Raw genomic sequence first — 18961 nt, forward strand, 5'->3', positions numbered from 1 at the left:
ACTAATTTAATCGAATATTCGTTCATGGTAGGTTCATTCGTTTGCATTTGTAGCGTTAGCCTTCGGCTGGCGGAGCTGCTGCTGCAGATGCTCCGGCTGTCGTGGCTGCTTGAGCGCCGCTTGTCGCGCCAGATTTCTTAGTTCCATAAAGGGATCTTCCTTGTTTTCTGTTGTTAACGCCAGTTGTGTCGTATTTACCGCGAATAATGTGATATTTAACGCCGGGTAAATCTTTGACACGTCCGCCTCTGACTAAAACTACAGAGTGCTCTGCAAGTTCGTGTCCGATTCCCGGAATGTAAGCTGTAATTTCTTGTTTGTTGGAAAGCCTTACACGTGCGACTTTTCGAAGAGCAGAATTTGGTTTTTTAGGAGTCATTGTTTTTACCACGACACAAACTCCCCTCTTTTGTCCGGAAGGATAGCTTGTGTATCTATTAGTTCTAGAGTTGAAGGCACGTCTCAAAGCGGTTGCCCTAATGCGCTTTATCTTAGACGTCCTGCCTTTTCTAATTAATTGATTTACTGTTGGCATAATTTATCTCAATTTCAAAATTTAAAGTTTAAAAGTCAAAATTACAACTCAAAACTTAAAAGTTGCGTTGGGAGATTATAACAATCTGGGCGTAGTATGTCGAGATCTGGTAGTAAAATAAAAATTTGATCCGAACAATTTTAAGGCTTGAGGGGCTGGCAATATTTCTTTTATCCTTTCAGCTTCAGCCATATTTGTGATTAAATCTAGCTTTCTGTTGGACGATTTTGGCGCGGTCGGGGTTGGTTGGAATCAGGTGACCGATGATATCAGCAGGTCGCTTCGCGCTCCTCTGATATAATTTTTGTTTCTAATGGAGTTTAAGACTCGGTGCTTATTTTTGCCCTATCAGGGCTCGTAGGAATTAACCTACCAATTATGACGTTTTCCTTTAGACCAAGAAGCGGATCGTACTTGCCTTCGCTAGCTGCGTCTGTAAGGATTCTAGTTGTTTCCTGGAAGGATGCAGCAGACAAGAAGCTTTCTGTGTAAAGGGCAGCTCTCGTGATACCAAGGATAACAACTTGGGCTGTCGCTGGCTCTCCGCCTTCTGCCAAGACTTTTCCGTTTTCGCCTTCGAATCGGTTCTTGTCGACTAACTCGCCCGGTAGAAGAGTCGTGTCGCCGGATGTTTCGATTCTGACTTTTTCGCTCATCTTTCTGACGATTGCCTCAAAATGCTTGTCGTTAATTGCAACACCCTGGCTTTCGTACACTTGTTGAGCACCCGCAATTATGTACTTCTGAGCTGCGCGCAAGCCGGAAATTGCCAGAACCTCTTTGATGTCGAGATATCCAGATGAAAGAGGAGTACCGGCCGCAATTAAGTCTCCGTCTGCGACTAAAAGGTCGACTGCGGATGGAATAAAGTATTCTTTTTCTTGGGCTGGTTTGATTCTGGTGCTTTTAATTGTGACGGCGTAACCTTCTTCGTTCTCTTCGACTTTAACTTTGCCGGCAATTTCTGCAAGCTGAGCGACAAATTTTGGAACTCTTGCTTCAAAGAGTTCTTCGACCCTTGGAAGACCCTGAGTAATATCGAGACCTACGATACCACCAGTGTGGAACGTTCTCATAGTAAGCTGCGTTCCAGGTTCTCCGATACTCTGGGCGGCAATTACGCCAACTGGTGTTCCAATTTTAACTAACTCTCTGGTTACCAAATCTCTTCCGTAACACAATGCGCAGAGGCCATGCTTTGCCTGGCAAGTAAGAACGGACCTTACAAGTACTTCTTCTATGCCGGCCTTTTCGATTTCTGCGACTTTTTCTTCGGTGATTTCTTCGCCTGCTTTTACAATCGCATTTTTGCCCTTTGATGAAAGTACATCTTTGGCAGCGTATCTTCCGTGAATCCTTGAAGCAAGGGGCGCTTGTCTTTTGTCACGTTTGGAGAATTCTATTCCTTCTGTCGTACCGCAGTCTTCAAGTCTAATTATCGCATCGTGAGCAACGTCAACAAGCCTTCGAGTTAGATATCCAGATTCCGCTGTCTTAATAGCCCGATCGGCTAGTCCCTTCCTTGCGCCTCGGGCACTTGTGAAGTACTCGAATACGGAAAGACCTTCACGGAAGTTGGATTTAACTGGCAGTGGAACGATTTGACCTGATGGGTCTGTAACGAGTCCTCGAATTGCTGAAAGCTGTTTAATCTGCTCTGCGGTTGCCCTTGAACCGCCGGAATCCGAGATAATCTTGATGGCGTTTGTCCCGGGAAGATTTCTCCATGTCAGGTCTGCAAGTTCGTTGGTTGTTGTAAGCCATACTTCCTGGGATAGGCGTCTTTCTTCTTCTTTTGTGATAAGACCCATCTTGAAGTTCTTTTCGATCGCTTCGACTTCTTTTTCGGCTTTGGCAATAATATTCGGTTTGTCTCCTACAATCTGACAGTCAAAAACAGAAACCGAAAGACCTGAGAACGTTGCGCCTTCGAACCCTAAGCTCTTAAGTCTGTCGATAATTCCAAGAACTTCTTCTTCGGGGAGTGTGTCGATACTCTTGTTGATGATGCCTTTGATTGCAGCAGCTGTTATGGGTTCGTTTATGAACCGGAGTGACTCCGGAAGTTGAATGTTAAAAATAACTCTGCCCGCCGTTGTGTCAATGATTTCTTTTCCGAGTTTGATTTTAATTCTTTGTCTTATGCCAACCCTTCCGGTCGCGACCCCAATTACAACTTCTTCTTCGTCGCGGAAGATGCCTTCGTAAGGTTCTTTCCCCTCGTCGATAGAAGTTAAGTAGTAAACACCTAGCGCCATTTCTTTATTTGGCAAAGTAATTGGAGAGCCGTCTGCGGGTCTAAGCAAGTTTTTAGAAGCAACCATCAGGCTTATCGCTTCTGCTTGAGACGCTTCAGAAAGAGGAACATGAACCGCCATTTGGTCTCCGTCGAAGTCGGCGTTAAACCCGGCACATATACAAGGGTGAATTCTGATCGCGTCGCCTTCTATTAGAATCGGGTAGAAAGCTTGGATACCAAGGCGGTGGAGAGTCGGGGCTCTATTTAAAAGAACTGGATGATTTTTAGTAATTTCTTCGAGGATATCCCAAATTTCTCCGCTTCTTCTCTCTAAAAAGTGTTTCGCGCTTTTGACATTCGGGGCATGACCTCTTGATATGATTTCGCGCAGTACAAATGGCTTAAACATTTCGAGCGCCATTTCTTTAGGAATACCTGTTTGGTGCAGGTCGAGTTCCGGTCCGACGACGATTACGGACCTACCGGAGTAATCAACACGTTTTCCAAGAAGGTTTTGTCTGAATCTTCCCTGTTTTCCTCGAAGCATGTCAGAAAGTGATCTTAGTTCTTGTGATGCCCGAGTTGTTTTAACTTTTTGAGAATCGATGAGAGCATCGACTGCTTCTTGGAGCATTCTTTTTTCGTTTCTCAGAATGATCTCCGGAGCCCCAAGCTCTATTAACTTTTTGAGTCGGTTATTTCTGTTGATGACTCTTCTGTAAAGATCGTTAAGGTCCGAAGTTGCGAACCTTCCACCTGAAAGCTGAACCATAGGGCGAAGATCTGGCGGCAGAACAGGGAGAGTTTTTATAATCATCCAGGTTGGGGAAATTTGCGCCTTTCGCATTCCTTCAACAACCCTCAATCTTTTTGCGGCTTTGATGTATTTCTGGCTGCTGGCGGTCGTTAATTCTTTTCTAAGATTAGCCGCAAGTTGTGCAAGGTCTATTTTCTCAAGAACAGCCAGGACGGATTCAGCACCCATTCCAACTTTTAAGAACTCGTGCGCTTCGTAGTCTGCAATTTTTTGATATTCGTCTTCAGAAATTAAATCGAGAGGTTTGACAGAGTTGACCATACTGGTAATGCTCTTGTAGATTTCCTCGAGTCTGGAAACTTCCTTGGCGTTTTCGTCCCGGAGCATTGCCTGTCTTTGGCGCGTGATCAGCTGCATTTCTTCGATTTTAAGTTCTGATTGTTCTTTTGCTGTCGATTTACCTTTGACTTCCGCGACCTCTTTTTTGCCTTCTTTTTCCTGCTCTTCTAAGTTTTTCTTTAAAAGTACTTGTTGTTCTTTTCTCTTTGCTTCCAGATCCTGTTCTAAGCGTTTTATGATTTCTGCTCTTTTATCTTCGTCGAGGTCGATGACGATGTATGACGCGAAATAAATTACAGCGTCTAAGCTCCTTGGGGAAACATCAAGAAGAAGCCCGAGCTTCGACGGGCTGCCTTTGAAAAACCAGTTGTGAACAACCGGAGCAGCAAGTGTAATGTGGCCCATTCTTTCACGACGGACTCTAGATTGGGTTACTTCAACGCCACATTTGTCACAAATTATTCCGCGGTACCTGATCCTTTTGTATTTACCGCAGTAACACTCCCAGTCTTTTGTGGGGCCGAAAATGCGTTCGTCGAAAAGTCCGTCTTTTTCCGGCTTCAGCGTTCTGTAGTTAATGGTTTCAGGTTTTGTGACCTCACCAAAAGACCACGTCTTGATGTCGTCTGCTGACGCGAGTGTTAATTTTAAGGCTTCAAAATCGATTAGTTCGTTCATTTTTGACTTTAAGGAGACAACCTACGATTTTCTCCTTAATATTCCTCTTTCCCTAAAAAGATAATTTTAAACTGGCAAATCTAGATTTAAAATTCATTTTAGTCACTTCTCTACTTCTGCAAGGTCCATGCCGCTTGCAGCTTCAGGCGTAAGGCCGCCTTCTGTTGCAATAATTTCTGCTCCTGATTCTCGAGCAAGTTCGGCTGCTTCTTTTGAGACCTCTTCCTCTTTAGGCGAAACTTCCGCTTCTAAGGTTTTTGCGCCAATTGTCTGGACGTTTAAGGAAAGACTGTTTAATTCTTTAACCAAAACCTTAAATGATTCCGGAATAAGGGCTTGTGGAATTTCGGTTCCTTTGATGATAGCTTCAAACGCTTTTGCGCGTCCTACAATGTCGTCGGATTTAATCGTTAACATTTCTTGCAGGGTGTAAGCAGCTCCATACGCTTCGAGCGCCCAGACTTCCATTTCTCCAAGTCTCTGACCACCCATTTGAGCTTTTCCACCCAAAGGCTGTTGGGTAATTAGAGAGTACGGGCCTGTGCTTCTTGCGTGAGTTTTGTCTTCGACCATGTGAATTAATTTCATAATATAGCCGCGACCAACAACGATTGGGCGATCGAAGGCTTTACCGGTTCGGCCATCGTAAAGTGTGAGCCTGCCGTCTTCAGGAAGGTTTGCTTTTCGGAGCTCATCGGTAATTCGATCTTCCGAAATGTGTTCGAAAACTGGAAGAGCAACTTTATAGTTTAGTTTATCTACGGCAAGACCAAGATGAGCTTCCAGAAGCTGGCCCAAGTTCATACGCGAAAGAACAGAAAGCGGACTGATGATGATATCAACTGGGGTGCCATCTGAAAGGTATGGCATATCTTGAGCGGCAACGATTTTCGAAATAACACCTTTGTTTCCGTGGCGTCCCGCTAATTTGTCACCGACTACTACTTTTCGCATTTGGGCAACTTTTACGTATATTTTGGAAATTGCGCCGTGTTCCAACTCGTCGCCTTTTTCGCGCGACAGAATCTTAACGTCTATTACTGTTCCTTTTTCTCCGTGAGACATGCGAAGAGACGTGTCTCTTACTTCCCTTGCCTTTTCTCCAAAGATCGCACGAAGTAGTCTTTCTTCTGCTGTTAATTCTGTTTCGCCTTTTGGAGCAATTTTGCCGACTAAAATATCATTTTGGCCGACTTCTGCTCCGACTACAACAATTCCGTTTTCGTCTAAGTTTCTAAGATCTTCTTCGGAAACGTTGGGGATGTCTCTTGTAGTTTCTTCCGGACCAAGCTTTGTTTCGACAACGGAAGTTTCATACTCTTCAATGTGAATTGAAGTCAAAACGTCTTCTTTGAAAAGCTTGTCGGAAATGACGATTGAATCCTCGTAACCCAGACCGTCGAAGCTCATGTAGGCAATTGTTAAGTTTTGACCAAGCGCTAGCTCTCCATTTTGGGTCGCGGGACCATCTACCAAAACATCGCCGCGCTTAACTTTTTGACCCACGGTTACAATGGGTTTTTGAGAATAACACGTGCTTTGAGGAGATCTTAAGAATTTCTGAATGGGGATCGTAATTTCGCGAGAGTTATTTCCATCCTTAATTGTGTAAACTACTTTCTTGCTGTCCGCGTAAGTTACTTCACCGTCGCCTTCTGCGATAGAAACTCTACCCATATTTTTACCAACCACTTCTTCCATTCCAGTCCCGACGACGGGAGAATTAGGGCTGATAAGAGGTACTGCTTGGCACTGCATGTGTGTTCCCATGAGTGCCCGGTTTGCTTCGTCATGAGCCAAAAATGGAATTAGGGCGGCTGATGTACCTGTGATTTGTCTGGGGATAACGTCTATGTAATCGACAACGTTTTGGGGGGCAGTTGTAAATTCCCCTTTGTATCTTACTGGCAACCTGTCTTCCACAAAGTAACCTTTGCCGTCTAGTGGCACCTGTGCATGTGTAATGTAGTAATCTTCTTCGTCGTCTGCTGCCAGATAAACGATTTCGTCTGTTACTCTACCTTTTCCGTTTTGGTCTTTTTCAACTTTTCTGTAAGGAGCTTCTAAAAATCCGTACTCGTTAATTTTGGCGTAAAGCGACATGTAGGTAACAAGACCGATGTTGGGACCTTCGGGCGAACGAATTGGACAAATTCTGGAGTACTGAGAATGGTTGATGTCACGAATCGAAAACGCAGCTCTTTCTCTTGCAATTCCGCCAGTGCCCATAACTGTAAGTCTTCTTAAATTGTCTAGTTCGGAAAGTGGGTTGGTCTGGTCTAGAATTGTCGAAAGTTGGGAAGATCGGAAAAATTCGTTGACCGCAGAAATCACCGGTCTTGCGTTAATTAATGATGATGGGGTAGGGGTTGTATCTGTTGGGGTCAAGCTCATTCTTTCCCTAATTACTCTTTCTAACCTCAAAATTCCGACCCTGAAAGCATTTTGAGAAACGAGTTCACCTACTCTTCTTACTCTTCGGTTTCCTAAATGGTCGATATCGTCGACTTTGCCTCTTTTGGCGACGAGTTCAAAAAGGTAGGCAATAGATGCGACAAAATCTTCGGCAGAGAGGGTGTACGCTTCTTCTCCAGTTCGGTTTTCTTCTTTGCCAATTTTCTTTTTAATCGGCGCCAAGCGTTTTTCAACCTTGTACCTACCGACTTTGCCAAGAGAATATCTGCGAGGGCTAAAAAACATGTTTTCCAAAAGAACTTTAGCGTTGTCTAGGATTACGTGGTCTCCTGGCCTCATTCTGCGATAAATTTCCAGGAGCGCTTCGTCTTGATTCGCAGTTGGATCTTTTGCAAAAGTGTTTTCCAAAACGTTTCGAAATTCTTCGTCTTTGACAAAATTAAAGAGCTCCCAGATTTGTTCATTTGTGCCAAATCCAATTGCTCGAAGAAAAGTTGTGACCGGGAATTTTCTTCTGCGGTCGATTTTAACTGTCAAAATGTCGTTTTTGGTGATTGCAAATTCCAGCCAAGAACCAAGAAGCGGACGGATTTCGCAACTGTAAAGGATTTTTCCGGTTGAAGGGTCGATTTCCGCGCTGTAATAGACACCTGGGGCGCGAACCAACTGGTTAACAACTGCTCTTTCGATTCCGTTTACAATAAAGGAACCTTTTTCGAGCATCATTGGCAAATCGCACAAGAATACTTCCTGACTGATTTTTTGGCCGGTTTGTTTGTTTAAAACTGTTGCTTCTACTTTTATAGGGAGATCGTATGTTACGCCTTTTTCGATTGCTTCTTCGGGGGTTCTTTTTGCTTTACCAAAGCTGTAATTGCCGAATGTGAGTGTAAAGTTTTTAGCTGTAAAATCGTCGATCGGGGAAACTTCTGCAAGAACGTCGCTGATGCCTTTTTCCAAAAATTTGGCAAAAGATTCCCTCTGGACTTCTACTAAGTCCAAGGGTGGTAACTTAGCAGTAATTGGTTTACCCCAGGAGATTCTTTGCACTATTTTATAAGCTTGTTTAGGTTAAGTTCGAATTTGGCAGTTTCTACAAGTAGCTTACGCTGTTTTGTAGAGGATCAAACAAGACGGCTGTCTCCAAATCAAGTTGAGGATGATCCACAGGGCTTCTTACACGACAAAAACCAAGAAGGTACATTAATACCTCCTTGTAAAGGTGTTTGTAGATCAATTTATATCACTGGAAAGAAAGTTTGTCAAGAGTTTGAAATGAATGCAACAATAAAAAAATCTAAAGGAATACGATGGTTAATTCTGTAAGTGCACCTTCACCTTCCCTTTGAACGAAAAGTTTCGTTCCCGATCTTAGTTCTTGAATCATTAATTCTGCAAAGTTTAGCCTTTGTCTTGCTTCAGCAGACACGCTTGTTTCTTTTTCTTCCGCTGCTCTTTCGATTGGCGCTACCTCTTTATGTGTTAAATTGAGATTAAAAGGTATACGTGTGTCTATTTTATAATGTGATGCTTTTCTTCCAGCTCTCTCCGCCATTTGCGAAATAATACATCTAAGAACTGATTAAATCAATTACAGATAATTTTGGATGTTTTGGTTGTGTTGGTCGACGGTTTCAGCGTAGTGGATTTTGCCATCCGCGTCGTGGAGATAATATAAGTAATCTGTTTCTTGAGGGTTAGCAGCAGCGCGAATTGATTCGATTCCAGGATTGGAAATTGGGGCGGGCGGAAGTCCTGGGTTGCGATAAGTGTTGTAGACGGAGCGAACAGATTGATAATCATCGACCGTGATTTGAGGCCACCATTTGCCATTTGCGCTGTCGTAACCTTTTGCGTATTGAACCGTCGCGTCTACCTGAAGCGCGATTCCCGCATTAAGACGGTTAATGAGAATTCCCGAAATAGTCGCTCGTTCTTCGTTTGTTTTTGCTTCTCTCTCTATCAAAGACGCGAGTGTTACAACTTCTTCGAGTGTTAAGTTATTTTCCGCCCCTTTTTCTAGGAGGTCCTCCCCTACTTTTTCGTCAAAAGTTCTCCTGAGTCTGTCCGCCACTTCCCTCGAGTTGGCATCTTTGGCAATAAGATAAGTGTCCGGGAACATGTATCCTTCGTCTGCAAATTCTGTGAATTGTTCCTTGTCGAATTGATATGTTGACGTGCTGTCTGGATCTTTTAATTTACTCTCGATAAGTTCCGCTATTTCCTCTTCCCTTAAACCTTCTGGAATCGTTATCCACAGGTCGATCGCGCCATGCGTTAGGCTTTGGGCGATTTCTTTTGCCGACATATTTCTTGTGAAGATAAAATCTCCCGCTTGGATGCTTTTTGTGATACCCATTTGCGCAACAAGAAGTCTAAAGGTGAAAGCATTTCTTACTAAATTTTCTTCTTTAAGATTTGCCGCAATTTGGGTAACTGGTTGCCCTGGTGTAATTCTAAAGGGGACTTGTTCGGCACTGGTGGAAACCGGCTTCAAGCTTTGGTTGTAGAGCAAAAGAGCAATGAGAGGAACTAAAATTAAAACGATAAGAAGTGGGATAAAAAGTGTTTTGCTTTTAATCATTAAGCCTCCTGAAAACTTGCCCGGTGATATCTTCCTTTTCTTTTATCGAAAATGAAAATTCTGCCGCACCTGCAAGTTACTTTTTGAGAATTGTCCTGTCTTTCGACTTTTGCAGCGTGGGATAAATTTCTGCCACAACCCACACATTTTCCTTGAAGAAGAATCCACGCTTGGACAGGAGCTAGCATACGTTTGATCATAATAGGTTCTCTGTCATTCCGGCTTGTCCAGAATCAGATTCTGGATGCGTTCCCTTCGGTTACTTACCAGAATGACATTATAGCAATGACGTGTTATCGGCATCTAGATAACTTTGTAAAATTAGGGCAGCTGCTACTTCGTGTTCTTTGGTAGCCCTTTTTAACTTTGGTACATTTTGTTTAACCATATATTCGCGGGCCTGTCTAGATGTTAAAGTTTCGTCCCATAAAATAATTTCGACATTGGGATTTTTTTCTTTTAAATTTTTAGCGAAGTTTTCAAAGAAGATTTTTATTTTGCCTTCGACAAAACCGATGACAATTGTTTCCGCGCCTTCTTCTTTAATTAGAGCTGATATTTTTTCGAGTGCTTCTTTTTGAGATTTGTGGGTTAATGTTTTATAAGGAGACGCGAAAGCGCCTTGTGAAGTTGCAATACCAGTTGTTGATTTTCCAAGATCAATTCCTAAGATCATTTTTTGCCAATATCCGTTCTGTATTGCATCCCGTCGAAGTGGACGCCTTCCGGACCAATTTGAGAATATGCTTTTTGGCGTGCTTCTTCCAACGTTGGCCCGACCGCAGTTACTCCCAAAACTCTTCCACCATTTGTAAATGTTTTTCCGTCTTCAACTTTTGTCGCAGCGTGGAAAAAGTAAACATCTGGATCCTCGATTTTTTCCAGCCCATAAATCTCATCACCCGTGCGGGTAGTCGCAGGATATCCAGCGGTTGCCAGCACTACGCAAACAGCAAATCCATCTCTGAAAGAAACGATGTCTGGTGTTAGTGTTCCGTCTGCACATGCTTTGAGTGCCCTGTAGAAATCTCCGTCAAAAAGCATCACTTGAGCTTGCGTTTCCGGATCATCGAATCGGCTATTGTATTCAATGACTTTTGGCCCTTCAGATGTAAGCATTAACTGAATGTAAAGTGCACCTTGATATAAAATTCCATCTTGATTCAATCCGTCTATTGTTGGCTTAACAATTTCTTCGTAAATTTTTTCTTGGTCTGGAAGTTCGGCTGGGGCGAAAGCTCCCATGCCCCCAGTGTTGGGGCCTTGGTCGTTGTCGAATATACGTTTGTGATCTTGGGCAGGAAGAAGCGGGATAATTGTTGTGCCGTCGGTTAGGCAAATAAGAGATACCTCTCTTCCGCGTAATCTTTCCTGGACTACAACAGTATCGTGAGTCCCAAACTCTTTGCATTTGAAGATTCTTGCAAGAGCAGCTTCGGCTTCTTCTTTTGATTCGGGAAGTAGTACACCTTTTCCGAGTGTAAGACCGTTTGCTTTGATTACTATGTCTTTTGGATTTTGATTTTGAACATACTCAAGTGCTTCTTCGTAACTTGTGAAGGATTGAGATTTCGGGTGAGGGATGTTGTGCCGGTCCGCAAAATTGTCGGCATATTCTTTGTCCCACTCAATTCTAGACGCGTCTTTTCTTGGGCCGAATGCTTTCAAGTCTCGTTCTTGGGCTTGATCAACGATGCCAGCGGCGAGCGGGTCTTCCGGGCCAACTACCACAAGGTCAATTTCGTTTTCCTTATAGAAAGCGCTTAATGATTCAGCAGTGACATTTCGGGGAAGGGAAAACACATCTGCCGTTTCAGATAATTTCCAACTGAGCGCATCTTCTCTGCCGCCGTTTCCGACAACTACGACTCTTTCCGGCATGGACAAATTGTAACAGAAAGTTAAATTAAACTTGTTATAACAACGAGGCGTTTGATGCTGGTTCCGGGAGGAACGCAGGTCATGAGGGTTAGGTTGTGTCCGCGCTGGGAAATTGGTGCAAGGACAGAAACGTCGTGCGGATCGACAACTTTCGCGTACTGGACGACAAAGTGAAGATGCTGACCTTCTATTTCGACATATACATCATCGCCGACTTCCAATTCGGGCAGTTTTGTAAAAATCGTTCTGTAATTTTCGGGGTCGTTAAATTGCGGGAGAACCGAGTGGCCGGTTATAAAACTGTTCCCTAATTCGCCCGGAAGAGCAGAGCCTGGGAAGTGCGAAAGCTGCTCGTAAAATTTTAAGCTGTCTACTTTAACCTTTGCTTCGCTTATTTTAAGTTTGGGAATTGTAAGGGAAAACTCGTCTGGCTTTTCACCTGTCGGAACATAGTTCGTCGTAAAGTAAGAAAAGCCATCTTCGTCCTTTGCGACCTGCACGTTTTCTGAAAGAAAAGATTGATCTGCTAGAACTTGAGATTGAGGAACAGGAGCATGTTCTACTCCTTTTGTGAGTTTTGGCAATGTTACAAATTGCCAAGCCAAATAAGGCCAAACGGCAAATACAATTGCAAAAAGGCCAAATGCGGAGATGATGAGCGCAAATGCTCTGTTTCTTTTCCGCTTTAGGATGCGTTTTAGAGCTGTGTCTTCCTTAATGTATACAGCGAGAGACATGATAAAGGTTATGAGTTATAAGCAAAGCTTTTCTTCGAATAAGTTTTAAGTCTCAATCTTAAACGTGATTTTATCTTTAACCCTTGGGATTGATGAGAATATTGGAATATTTGGAGAAAAGTTAACGGAAACGTCCGAAACGTCTGGTAATTGTTTTATTATTCCCCTTGTATCCTTGACGCTTTTGCCCTTTATCTTTTCTTTAAGGTCACCTTCATCAAATTTGGGGGTGAGGTTTGCTTTAAACCTTCCCGAAAGTTGGGTTCCGTTGGTACCGGCCTTCAGTTGCAGATTATTTATTTCTATATTTTCCGGTCTAATTTCAAGATTGTTTGGCGCTTCTTCTTTAAAATTTTCGGCGAGAAGGTTTTTTAAATCGTCTTCGCTATAAGTGATAGCTTTGGCTTCAACAGATAAATCCAAGTTCAACAGCGATGCTTCCTCGTCTAATTTTTTATCAAAATTTCTATTTTTAACTGTAGTAGTTATTGCATCGTCTGTTATTTTGGCGCCGGCTGCTTTTGCTTGGAGGTCTTCTCTGGCTTTTTGAGTAAGCACTTTTATGAGCTCGCTTTCAAGCTTGCTCATATCTTGTTGTGTTACTACCGTTACTTGCCTTTCTGACCCACCTGAAAAAGCGGCACTGTTTACCGCTGAGTAAGAAAGCGAGTCAAACTCTGGAAAAGTTACGTCGCTGCCGCCCCCGATGTTGCCCGCGGTCCCTACTTCTTGTGCCGTAACTTTAGCAGCAGATTGACCCGGTGATTGTGCGCTTCTGGATGCAACTTGTACGTCATTGTCGAGAGTGAACTTTATCCCACCGCTAGTTATAATTGATGTCTTTTGGGCAAAAGTCTTTGAAGCAGTAGTCCAGTTGAAAACTGTAATTTCGCCTTTTGCAGGATCTCCCACTTTTTTAGATCCTGTTGTCACGCCTTTTTGGCTCGCTTGAGCTTCGGTACTAACGGTTTGTGCGGGGATTTGAGACCTTGCTGCATCCAAGCTTCCACCTTCAACTGCAGTTGCCGCAAATTCTTTTTCAAAATCGCTGCCGTTTACTTTAATTACAACCTCTGCCTTTGTAAGAGTTTGGGCTGCGGCGTAAGAAGCCGTTATTAAAAACAACAAGATGACTCCACCTATGATTGCTGCCTTTTTGCCTGACGGCATTTTAAAGTGGAACAGATGGGTAAAGTTTGTAAGAAAAATTAATGGGTTTTTTCGGGGTTTTTGTTCGTGTTGTGGTGGCTGCATCATCTGACTATTTTGCTCGTGAACTGCGTACTCTTCGTGCCTAGTTACTGGCCTTAATTCTTCGCTGGGCGATGCGTCGCTTTTGTCCGAATCTACTTTTTCTTCGAGGGGTTCGCTTTCTGTTGGCTTTCGAGTGTCACTTAAAAGAATGTCTTCGCCTTCTATAAAGCCGAGTTCGTCTGGTTCTTTTTGTACTTTTTCTTCCACTACTTCATCTGCGTCTTCCCGCTGTTTTTCGCCTGCTAAATCTGCTGCTCCAGCTGCTTGATTTATTGGGTCATGACCTAAAATATCGGCAGCTTGCGCGTAACAGACGGCCCTTGCAAGTTCCGCATCGTCGAGAAAATCTATCTTTGGTTCGTGGACAAATATATCCTTCCATTTATTTTTAGTAATTTTTTCTGCAATTTCGGTTGATTCGTTTATGCCGTAGGCAACAATTTTTGCAGGCAGCTGTTTATCTTCTTCTTTAAGGTTTTTTATTAGTGTTGTTATTTTTTCGATATTTACTGGGGATTTGGATATTGTTGATTTGACAACTTTATCACCCTCTAACAAATGGACTTCAACAAAATCGCCGAAAATGCCGATAAGAACTGCGTGGGGGGTAATTGATTCTTCAGATTTTAAAAGATGATTTACACTAGATGCAATCGAAACGAATGCCTGAGGATCGAGTTCGAGTTCCTGGGAAAGTTTTTTAAGTAGTTTTGTTGTACTGTCCTGAAGTGTCGAATTTTCAAGATAAGATTCCGAGAGTCCGAAAACGGCCTTGGTGATATCTACCTTTGCCTGCTTGCCGGCAGCGTCGATTGCGATTGCAGCTTGATGAACTAGAACTTCTTGGCTTTGAAAGTTCTTCTGCCCAAAACCCAGGGTCATTATTTCGTCTTCTTTGAATTTCCAGATTGATGCCAGAATTCTGTCGGGAGTTAAAACTAATGAAAGATAGTTTTCTTCTTGCGAATTGTCTCTTTTAAGCAGATTTCCAAGGACTTTTAGCGGACCCATAACACGAAGTCATTATATATCAAAATTAAGTACTGTTATAACGGATTGACAGAAAACTGCGATTTAAAAATCGCAGGTCTGATGTCAAACGGCTACATACTTCTCCAGAAGTATAAATGCTGGAGAAGTTTATTGAGCTGAGCCTGTTGATTCGGAAGCTCCTCCGGTTGCTACAGGAAGATCAGAAAAACCGCCTGTTGTTCTTACTGGTTGAGGCGTAGGTAACTGCACTTCTGCATCTTGATTTGCATTTGGTGTACCGTCACTTCTTAAAACAAAGAACCAGACAGCTCCAAGGATAAGAGCCAGAATTGCAATAACAACTAAGGCAATGGTCACGATTCTCATTTTGCTTCCTCCGCCCTCTGGCATCTGGTGTTCTGCAGTTGGAAGTTGCGGGTTTGGGTCTGTAAATGGGGTTGGGTCTGGTCCCGCGGGAGGCGTGGGTTCTGGTGGCGGGAAGGCAGTGCCAGGGCCTTGAGGTGGAGGGGCGTCTGTTGCAAGATTAAGGCCGCTAGGCATAATTGATTCTTCCGGCAGTGGGGCCGGAATTGGATCTGCTGGAGCAGTTGAGACTTCCGGCATCGGTGGCGGTGGTGGAGCTTGAGGCGCTGTTTCCATGGACGGAGGTGGATCAATTGGAGGTGTAGAAAAAGGAGGTTCAGGCGACGGTGGTTGTTTGAAAACGTCATTTGATAGAGTATCTGCCGATGCTTGGGCAAATTGCCCAGGTTCTATTGGGCTTGGACCTGTAGGTGGGGGTGAGCCTGGTTCAATTGGTGGTGCGGGCTGAGGGTCAGCCGGTGCGGGATTTGGATTTTGGTTATCGTCTCTCTGGGCAGGGTCCATAAAGTTACTTTAAGGAGACAACCTACGGTTTTCTCCTTAATATTCCTCTTTTCTTAAAAGGTCAATTTTGAACTAGCAAAAGCCAGATTCAAAATTGATTTTAGTTATTATCAGATATTGTAGCATAGATTCTTCTGACTCCAGAACCCGTGGATTCTTCTTTTATTATTTTAAAATATTTGAGCTTTCCCGTGCTTTCCGCGTGGGGTCCTCCGCAAAATTCCTTAGAGTATGCTTCTTCTACTTTGTCGGAATTGCCCATGTAATATATATTTACCAAATCGCCGTACTTTTCATCAAATAAGCCGATTGCACCAAGTTCATCAGCAGCTGCTTTGGGCATAACTTCTTTGTGGACAGTCAGGTTTTGCTGGATTTTATCGTTGACGATTGTCTCGACTTCTTTTATTTGTTCGTCGGTCATTTTTGCGTCGTGAGTAAAATCGAACCTTAATCTTTCGTCTGTTATATGCGAACCGGTTTGATGAGCATGCGTGCCCAAAACATCTCGGAGTGCTTGATGGAGAAGGTGGGTTGCGGTATGAAGTTTGGCGGCTTGGTCGGATTGTGTTGTAAGGCCTCCTTTAGTTTTTTCTCCGGCTTTTCTTGAAAGTTCCTGGTGAGATTTGAGCTCTTTTTCAAAACCGGGCACATCGACTTCTTTTTCAGCGTCGGCTGCAAGTTCCATTGTAAGTTCGATTGGAAAGCCGAAGTTTTGGTAAAGGTCGAAAGCAACTTTGCCAGAGATGTCGCCTTGGATTTTTTCAAATTCTCTTATACCGCTTTCTAGCGCTTTTTTGAATTTTTGCTCTTCTTTTTGAAGTTCCCCTACTATCGACTCCTGGAATTCTTGAAGTTTGGGGTAAAAATCGCCGTAAATGTCAATTGTGGTTTTAACGAGTCTTCCCAAAAAATCTTCTTTTATTTTAAGAAGTGAAGCGTGACGAATTGCGCGTCTTATAAGTCTTCGTGGTATGTATCCCCTATCAACATTACTTGGCGTTACTCCGTCTGAGATTAGGAAAATTGCCGAGCGCATATGATCAGCGACGATGCGGGCTGATTTAGGATTAAATGCTTCTGATAACTCCTCTATTTGCTTCATTAAAGGAAGAAATACGTCCGTTTCAAAAACGGAAGGAGCTTTATTTAGGATGGCAAGAATTCGTTCGAGGCCCATACCGGTATCGACGTTTCTTTGGGCAAGTGGTTTGTAGGTTCCGTCTGCTTGCTTATCGTATTCCATGAAAACATCGTTCCAGATTTCGACAAACCGTTCTCCGTCGCGGTCGGGGTCTTGGCCGTTTAAAGGACCGCCGACTACGTCGTAAAACATTTCGGTATCCGGACCACATGGGCCCGTTGGACCAACTGGTCCCCACCAATTATTTTTCTTAGGGAATTTAAAGATATGACCTTCACTCATGCCGAGACTGATCCAAATGTCATAAGATTCTTGGTCAAACGGAGCATCTTCATCGCCGGCAAAGACAGAGACGTAGATTCTTTTGGCGTCGAGTTTTAGATGATTAATTAAAAAATCGTAGGACCAGGAAATTGCTTCTTCCTTCCAGTAATCACCAAGTGACCAGTTGCCAAGCATCTCGAAAAATGTGTTGTGGGTTGTGTCCCCTACTTCATCTATGTCATCTGTGCGCAGACATTTTTGGACGTTAACCAATCGTTTTCCTCCCGGGTGAGGTTGGCCTAATAAATAAGGAATGAGCGGATGCATTCCGGCTGTAGTGAACATAACACGCTGAGTACCAGCAAGCTCCACGTCTTCTTTTGGAACGAGTGATGCTGACGGGATTATTGTGTGCCCTTTTTCTTCAAAAAACTTAAGGAAATTTTGTCTTAGTTCTGCTGATTTCATCAGTCTAATTATATATCAGACGATCCTCATAGCCGAGAAATTATATAGAGAAATGACAAGAGAGAGACCGTCAGATTTAGATGTTCAGCGAGTTGCAAGACGTAATTGGTCAAATCATTGCCCTGGGGTTGATGGCATTATAAACGATCACATAAATCAGCATGGTGGAAATTTGCGTAGCGGGGAATTTGGCTTACCTTCGAGGTCATACACGTGGTACGAAGGGAAAGTTGGGCATTCTGTGAGAATGCTTTTAGACATGGCAGATAAACCCCCGGTTAAAAGTTTGGGGAGCCGTCTGGCAGGATGACGAGAATAATTTAGTCAGATACTTATCAGAAGCTGAAGACCGAGTCCTGGAAACACCAGTAACTGCTGATACTTTTAGAGGTACTTTTGATCAAATACTAGCGCAGATCGAAGATCAATCCCATGGAATTTTAGAACATGGAAAGCAGGTACCACTTACTCCGAGACCTTCTCGATGATTAAAAAGTCTGGGAAGAGTTAGGATTCGTGGGCATGTTGAGGAGAGCGGTGGAAAAAGCGGCGGCCTTTTTTCTGGAGGTTTTCGATGTGGGCAGGTGTAATTTCCCTGAGTTCTTCTATTTGATCTTCAACTTCCTCAGATACCTGTGAAAGCTGAGACTCTATTTTTTCTGTTGTCTGCTCTATTGCTTCTTGAGCTTGGTCGGCGTTTTCCTGGATTTGTTCTAGGATTTTCTTTCCTTCTTCCAAAAGCTGATCGCGTATTTTTTTACCATTTTCGTTTGTAAACAAATAAGTTAGGGCCGCACCAATGGCTACCCCAAGTATCAAATTGGAAGGGTTACTGTTGCTGTTGCTCATTCTTTTTTGATGGTGATTTTTTTCCTTTTGGTTTATTTAAGATGTGGGCAATGCCAGCACCTGCAGTTAGTGCAGTAAAAAAGTTGCCTGCAGAATCTATCGGTTTTTTAACTTGCGAAACAAGATCGTCGGCGTCGTCGAAAAGTCTGTTCATGCGCCAGAGAGTTTTTCTCATGTCTTTCAGCACGAAAAATACTTGGAATCCAAGAGCTGCAAGAAAAACGGCAAGAACAACTATCACAGTTAGGAGAATTGTTTGAGTTATGTCCATATAGGCAGATTTGTTCTAAAGGTATACTTTAAATCGGTTTCCTTTGTCAATCAGCGCATTTATCTGGCCAAGCGGACAATCCTTGTAACTTTAGCCTTTGGGGAGAGGCGGCGAGAGGCGACAATTTCTATTGTGTTTCTCCCCTCTTCAAGCTTAATTTGGGTTGAGAATTTGCCTTCTGGATCCACGGGGATTATTTCGCCTTCAATAGAGACTGTTGCTTCTGTTTGGGTTTTGCCCGCAACCTCAATAACCGATGCAGTGGTTGTTATGTCGTCTTGAGGAGATGTTATTTCAAGCTTTGGTGTCGAAAGAAAGGAAGTGTACTGTATAAGGAGATAGGCAATAAAAGCGATGGCCAACATCGCAAAAAGTCCTGGCAAGATTTTTTCGGGTGTAAACATAAATCTTTTTCTTTTGGTGGGAAGAATTTTTTTGGTCGGGTATTTTTTTTCGTCATATTCGGCACGATAAAGAGCCAGTAAATGCTTGTCGTCGAGCCCAAGCATGTCGGCGTAGCTTCTAATAAATCCCCTAACGTATGCCGGCTCCGGTAGGGATTCCCATCTTCCTTCTTCCAGTGCTTCTATAAATTCCTTTTTAAGTAGTAGCTTTGATGCTATTTCTTCTTGTGATAGACGTTTTTGCTCGCGGGTTGTTCTTAAAAGTTCGCCTAACGTTCTCAT

Annotated in this window: 15 protein-coding genes; 1 reads left to right on the plus strand and 14 read right to left on the minus strand. The window is 43.3% G+C overall.

Annotated features, from left to right (window positions below; translation table 11 throughout):
• Positions 1-55: 55 nt before the first annotated feature.
• From rpsL to NUV69_02840, 11 genes are all read right to left on the minus strand, one after another.
• Positions 56-535, minus strand: coding sequence for a 30S ribosomal protein S12 (gene rpsL / locus NUV69_02790; GenBank protein ID MCR4324588.1), 480 nt, complete (start codon positions 533-535; stop codon positions 56-58).
• Positions 536-855: 320 nt separating this feature from the next.
• Positions 856-4548 carry a DNA-directed RNA polymerase subunit beta' gene (gene rpoC, locus NUV69_02795; protein ID MCR4324589.1) on the minus strand — a complete coding sequence of 1231 codons (3693 nt, stop codon included), beginning with the start codon at positions 4546-4548 and terminating at the stop codon, positions 856-858.
• Between the two features lie 102 nt (positions 4549-4650).
• The gene (gene rpoB, locus NUV69_02800; protein ID MCR4324590.1) at positions 4651-8013 is read right to left on the minus strand and encodes a DNA-directed RNA polymerase subunit beta; all 3363 of its coding nucleotides are present in this window, start codon (positions 8011-8013) and stop codon (positions 4651-4653) included.
• Positions 8014-8260: 247 nt separating this feature from the next.
• Complete coding sequence (locus NUV69_02805) at positions 8261-8518, minus strand: hypothetical protein (protein ID MCR4324591.1); 258 nt, start codon at positions 8516-8518, stop codon at positions 8261-8263.
• 36 nt (positions 8519-8554) lie between these two features.
• Positions 8555-9547: an endolytic transglycosylase MltG gene (gene mltG / locus NUV69_02810; GenBank protein MCR4324592.1), complete on the minus strand. Its 993-nt coding sequence runs from the start codon at positions 9545-9547 to the stop codon at positions 8555-8557.
• 277 nt (positions 9548-9824) lie between these two features.
• On the minus strand, positions 9825-10223 hold the full coding sequence (gene ruvX, locus NUV69_02815) for a Holliday junction resolvase RuvX (GenBank protein MCR4324593.1): 399 nt from the start codon (positions 10221-10223) through the stop codon (positions 9825-9827).
• Positions 10220-11428: a phosphoribosylamine--glycine ligase gene (gene purD / locus NUV69_02820; GenBank protein ID MCR4324594.1), complete on the minus strand. Its 1209-nt coding sequence runs from the start codon at positions 11426-11428 to the stop codon at positions 10220-10222. The genes ruvX and purD overlap by 4 nt, the downstream gene beginning before the upstream one ends.
• 20 nt (positions 11429-11448) lie before the next feature.
• Positions 11449-12165 carry a sortase gene (locus NUV69_02825; protein MCR4324595.1) on the minus strand — a complete coding sequence of 239 codons (717 nt, stop codon included), beginning with the start codon at positions 12163-12165 and terminating at the stop codon, positions 11449-11451.
• 45 nt (positions 12166-12210) lie between these two features.
• Positions 12211-14430, minus strand: a complete 2220-nt coding sequence (locus tag NUV69_02830) for a baseplate J/gp47 family protein (protein MCR4324596.1) — start codon at positions 14428-14430, stop codon at positions 12211-12213.
• Positions 14431-14559: 129 nt separating this feature from the next.
• On the minus strand, positions 14560-15279 hold the full coding sequence (locus tag NUV69_02835) for a hypothetical protein (protein ID MCR4324597.1): 720 nt from the start codon (positions 15277-15279) through the stop codon (positions 14560-14562).
• 100 nt (positions 15280-15379) lie between these two features.
• Entirely contained in the window at positions 15380-17155 is a 1776-nt protein-coding gene (locus tag NUV69_02840) for an alanine--tRNA ligase (GenBank protein ID MCR4324598.1), read from the minus strand.
• A 52-nt stretch (positions 17156-17207) separates the two neighbouring features.
• On the opposite strand from NUV69_02840, the gene NUV69_02845 reads away from it, so the two are divergent.
• Positions 17208-17465, plus strand: a complete 258-nt coding sequence (locus NUV69_02845) for a hypothetical protein (GenBank protein ID MCR4324599.1) — start codon at positions 17208-17210, stop codon at positions 17463-17465.
• Positions 17466-17662: 197 nt separating this feature from the next.
• Here the strand turns inward: NUV69_02845 and NUV69_02850 are convergent, their stop codons facing one another.
• The 3 genes from NUV69_02850 to NUV69_02860 are packed head-to-tail and all read right to left on the minus strand — an operon-like array spanning position 17663 to position 18961.
• Positions 17663-18004, minus strand: a complete 342-nt coding sequence (locus tag NUV69_02850; protein ID MCR4324600.1) for a YtxH domain-containing protein — start codon at positions 18002-18004, stop codon at positions 17663-17665.
• Entirely contained in the window at positions 17985-18275 is a 291-nt protein-coding gene (locus NUV69_02855; GenBank protein MCR4324601.1) for a hypothetical protein, read from the minus strand. The genes NUV69_02850 and NUV69_02855 overlap by 20 nt, the downstream gene beginning before the upstream one ends.
• A 59-nt stretch (positions 18276-18334) precedes the next feature.
• Positions 18335-18961 carry a helix-turn-helix domain-containing protein gene (locus tag NUV69_02860; protein MCR4324602.1) on the minus strand — a complete coding sequence of 209 codons (627 nt, stop codon included), beginning with the start codon at positions 18959-18961 and terminating at the stop codon, positions 18335-18337.

The organism is Candidatus Curtissbacteria bacterium, from assembly GCA_024654445.1.
Taxonomy (GTDB): Bacteria; Patescibacteriota; Microgenomatia; order Curtissbacterales; family GWA2-41-24; genus JANLHP01.

Excerpts from the sequence above, each read along its gene's own strand:
- rpsL (MCR4324588.1), bottom strand. The coding sequence starts at position 535 with ATGCCAACAGTAAATCAATTAATTAGAAAAGGCAGGACGTCTAAGATA.
- rpoC (MCR4324589.1), bottom strand. The coding sequence starts at position 4,548 with ATGAACGAACTAATCGATTTTGAAGCCTTAAAATTAACACTCGCGTCA.
- NUV69_02805 (MCR4324591.1), bottom strand. The coding sequence starts at position 8,518 with ATGGCGGAGAGAGCTGGAAGAAAAGCATCACATTATAAAATAGACACA.
- mltG (MCR4324592.1), bottom strand. The coding sequence starts at position 9,547 with ATGATTAAAAGCAAAACACTTTTTATCCCACTTCTTATCGTTTTAATT.
- ruvX (MCR4324593.1), bottom strand. The coding sequence starts at position 10,223 with ATGATCTTAGGAATTGATCTTGGAAAATCAACAACTGGTATTGCAACT.
- purD (MCR4324594.1), bottom strand. The coding sequence starts at position 11,428 with ATGCCGGAAAGAGTCGTAGTTGTCGGAAACGGCGGCAGAGAAGATGCG.
- NUV69_02825 (MCR4324595.1), bottom strand. The coding sequence starts at position 12,165 with ATGTCTCTCGCTGTATACATTAAGGAAGACACAGCTCTAAAACGCATC.
- NUV69_02830 (MCR4324596.1), bottom strand. The coding sequence starts at position 14,430 with ATGGGTCCGCTAAAAGTCCTTGGAAATCTGCTTAAAAGAGACAATTCG.
- NUV69_02835 (MCR4324597.1), bottom strand. The coding sequence starts at position 15,279 with ATGGACCCTGCCCAGAGAGACGATAACCAAAATCCAAATCCCGCACCG.
- NUV69_02840 (MCR4324598.1), bottom strand. The coding sequence starts at position 17,155 with ATGAAATCAGCAGAACTAAGACAAAATTTCCTTAAGTTTTTTGAAGAA.
- NUV69_02845 (MCR4324599.1), top strand. The coding sequence starts at position 17,208 with ATGACAAGAGAGAGACCGTCAGATTTAGATGTTCAGCGAGTTGCAAGA.
- NUV69_02850 (MCR4324600.1), bottom strand. The coding sequence starts at position 18,004 with ATGAGCAACAGCAACAGTAACCCTTCCAATTTGATACTTGGGGTAGCC.
- NUV69_02855 (MCR4324601.1), bottom strand. The coding sequence starts at position 18,275 with ATGGACATAACTCAAACAATTCTCCTAACTGTGATAGTTGTTCTTGCC.
- NUV69_02860 (MCR4324602.1), bottom strand. The coding sequence starts at position 18,961 with ATGAGAACGTTAGGCGAACTTTTAAGAACAACCCGCGAGCAAAAACGT.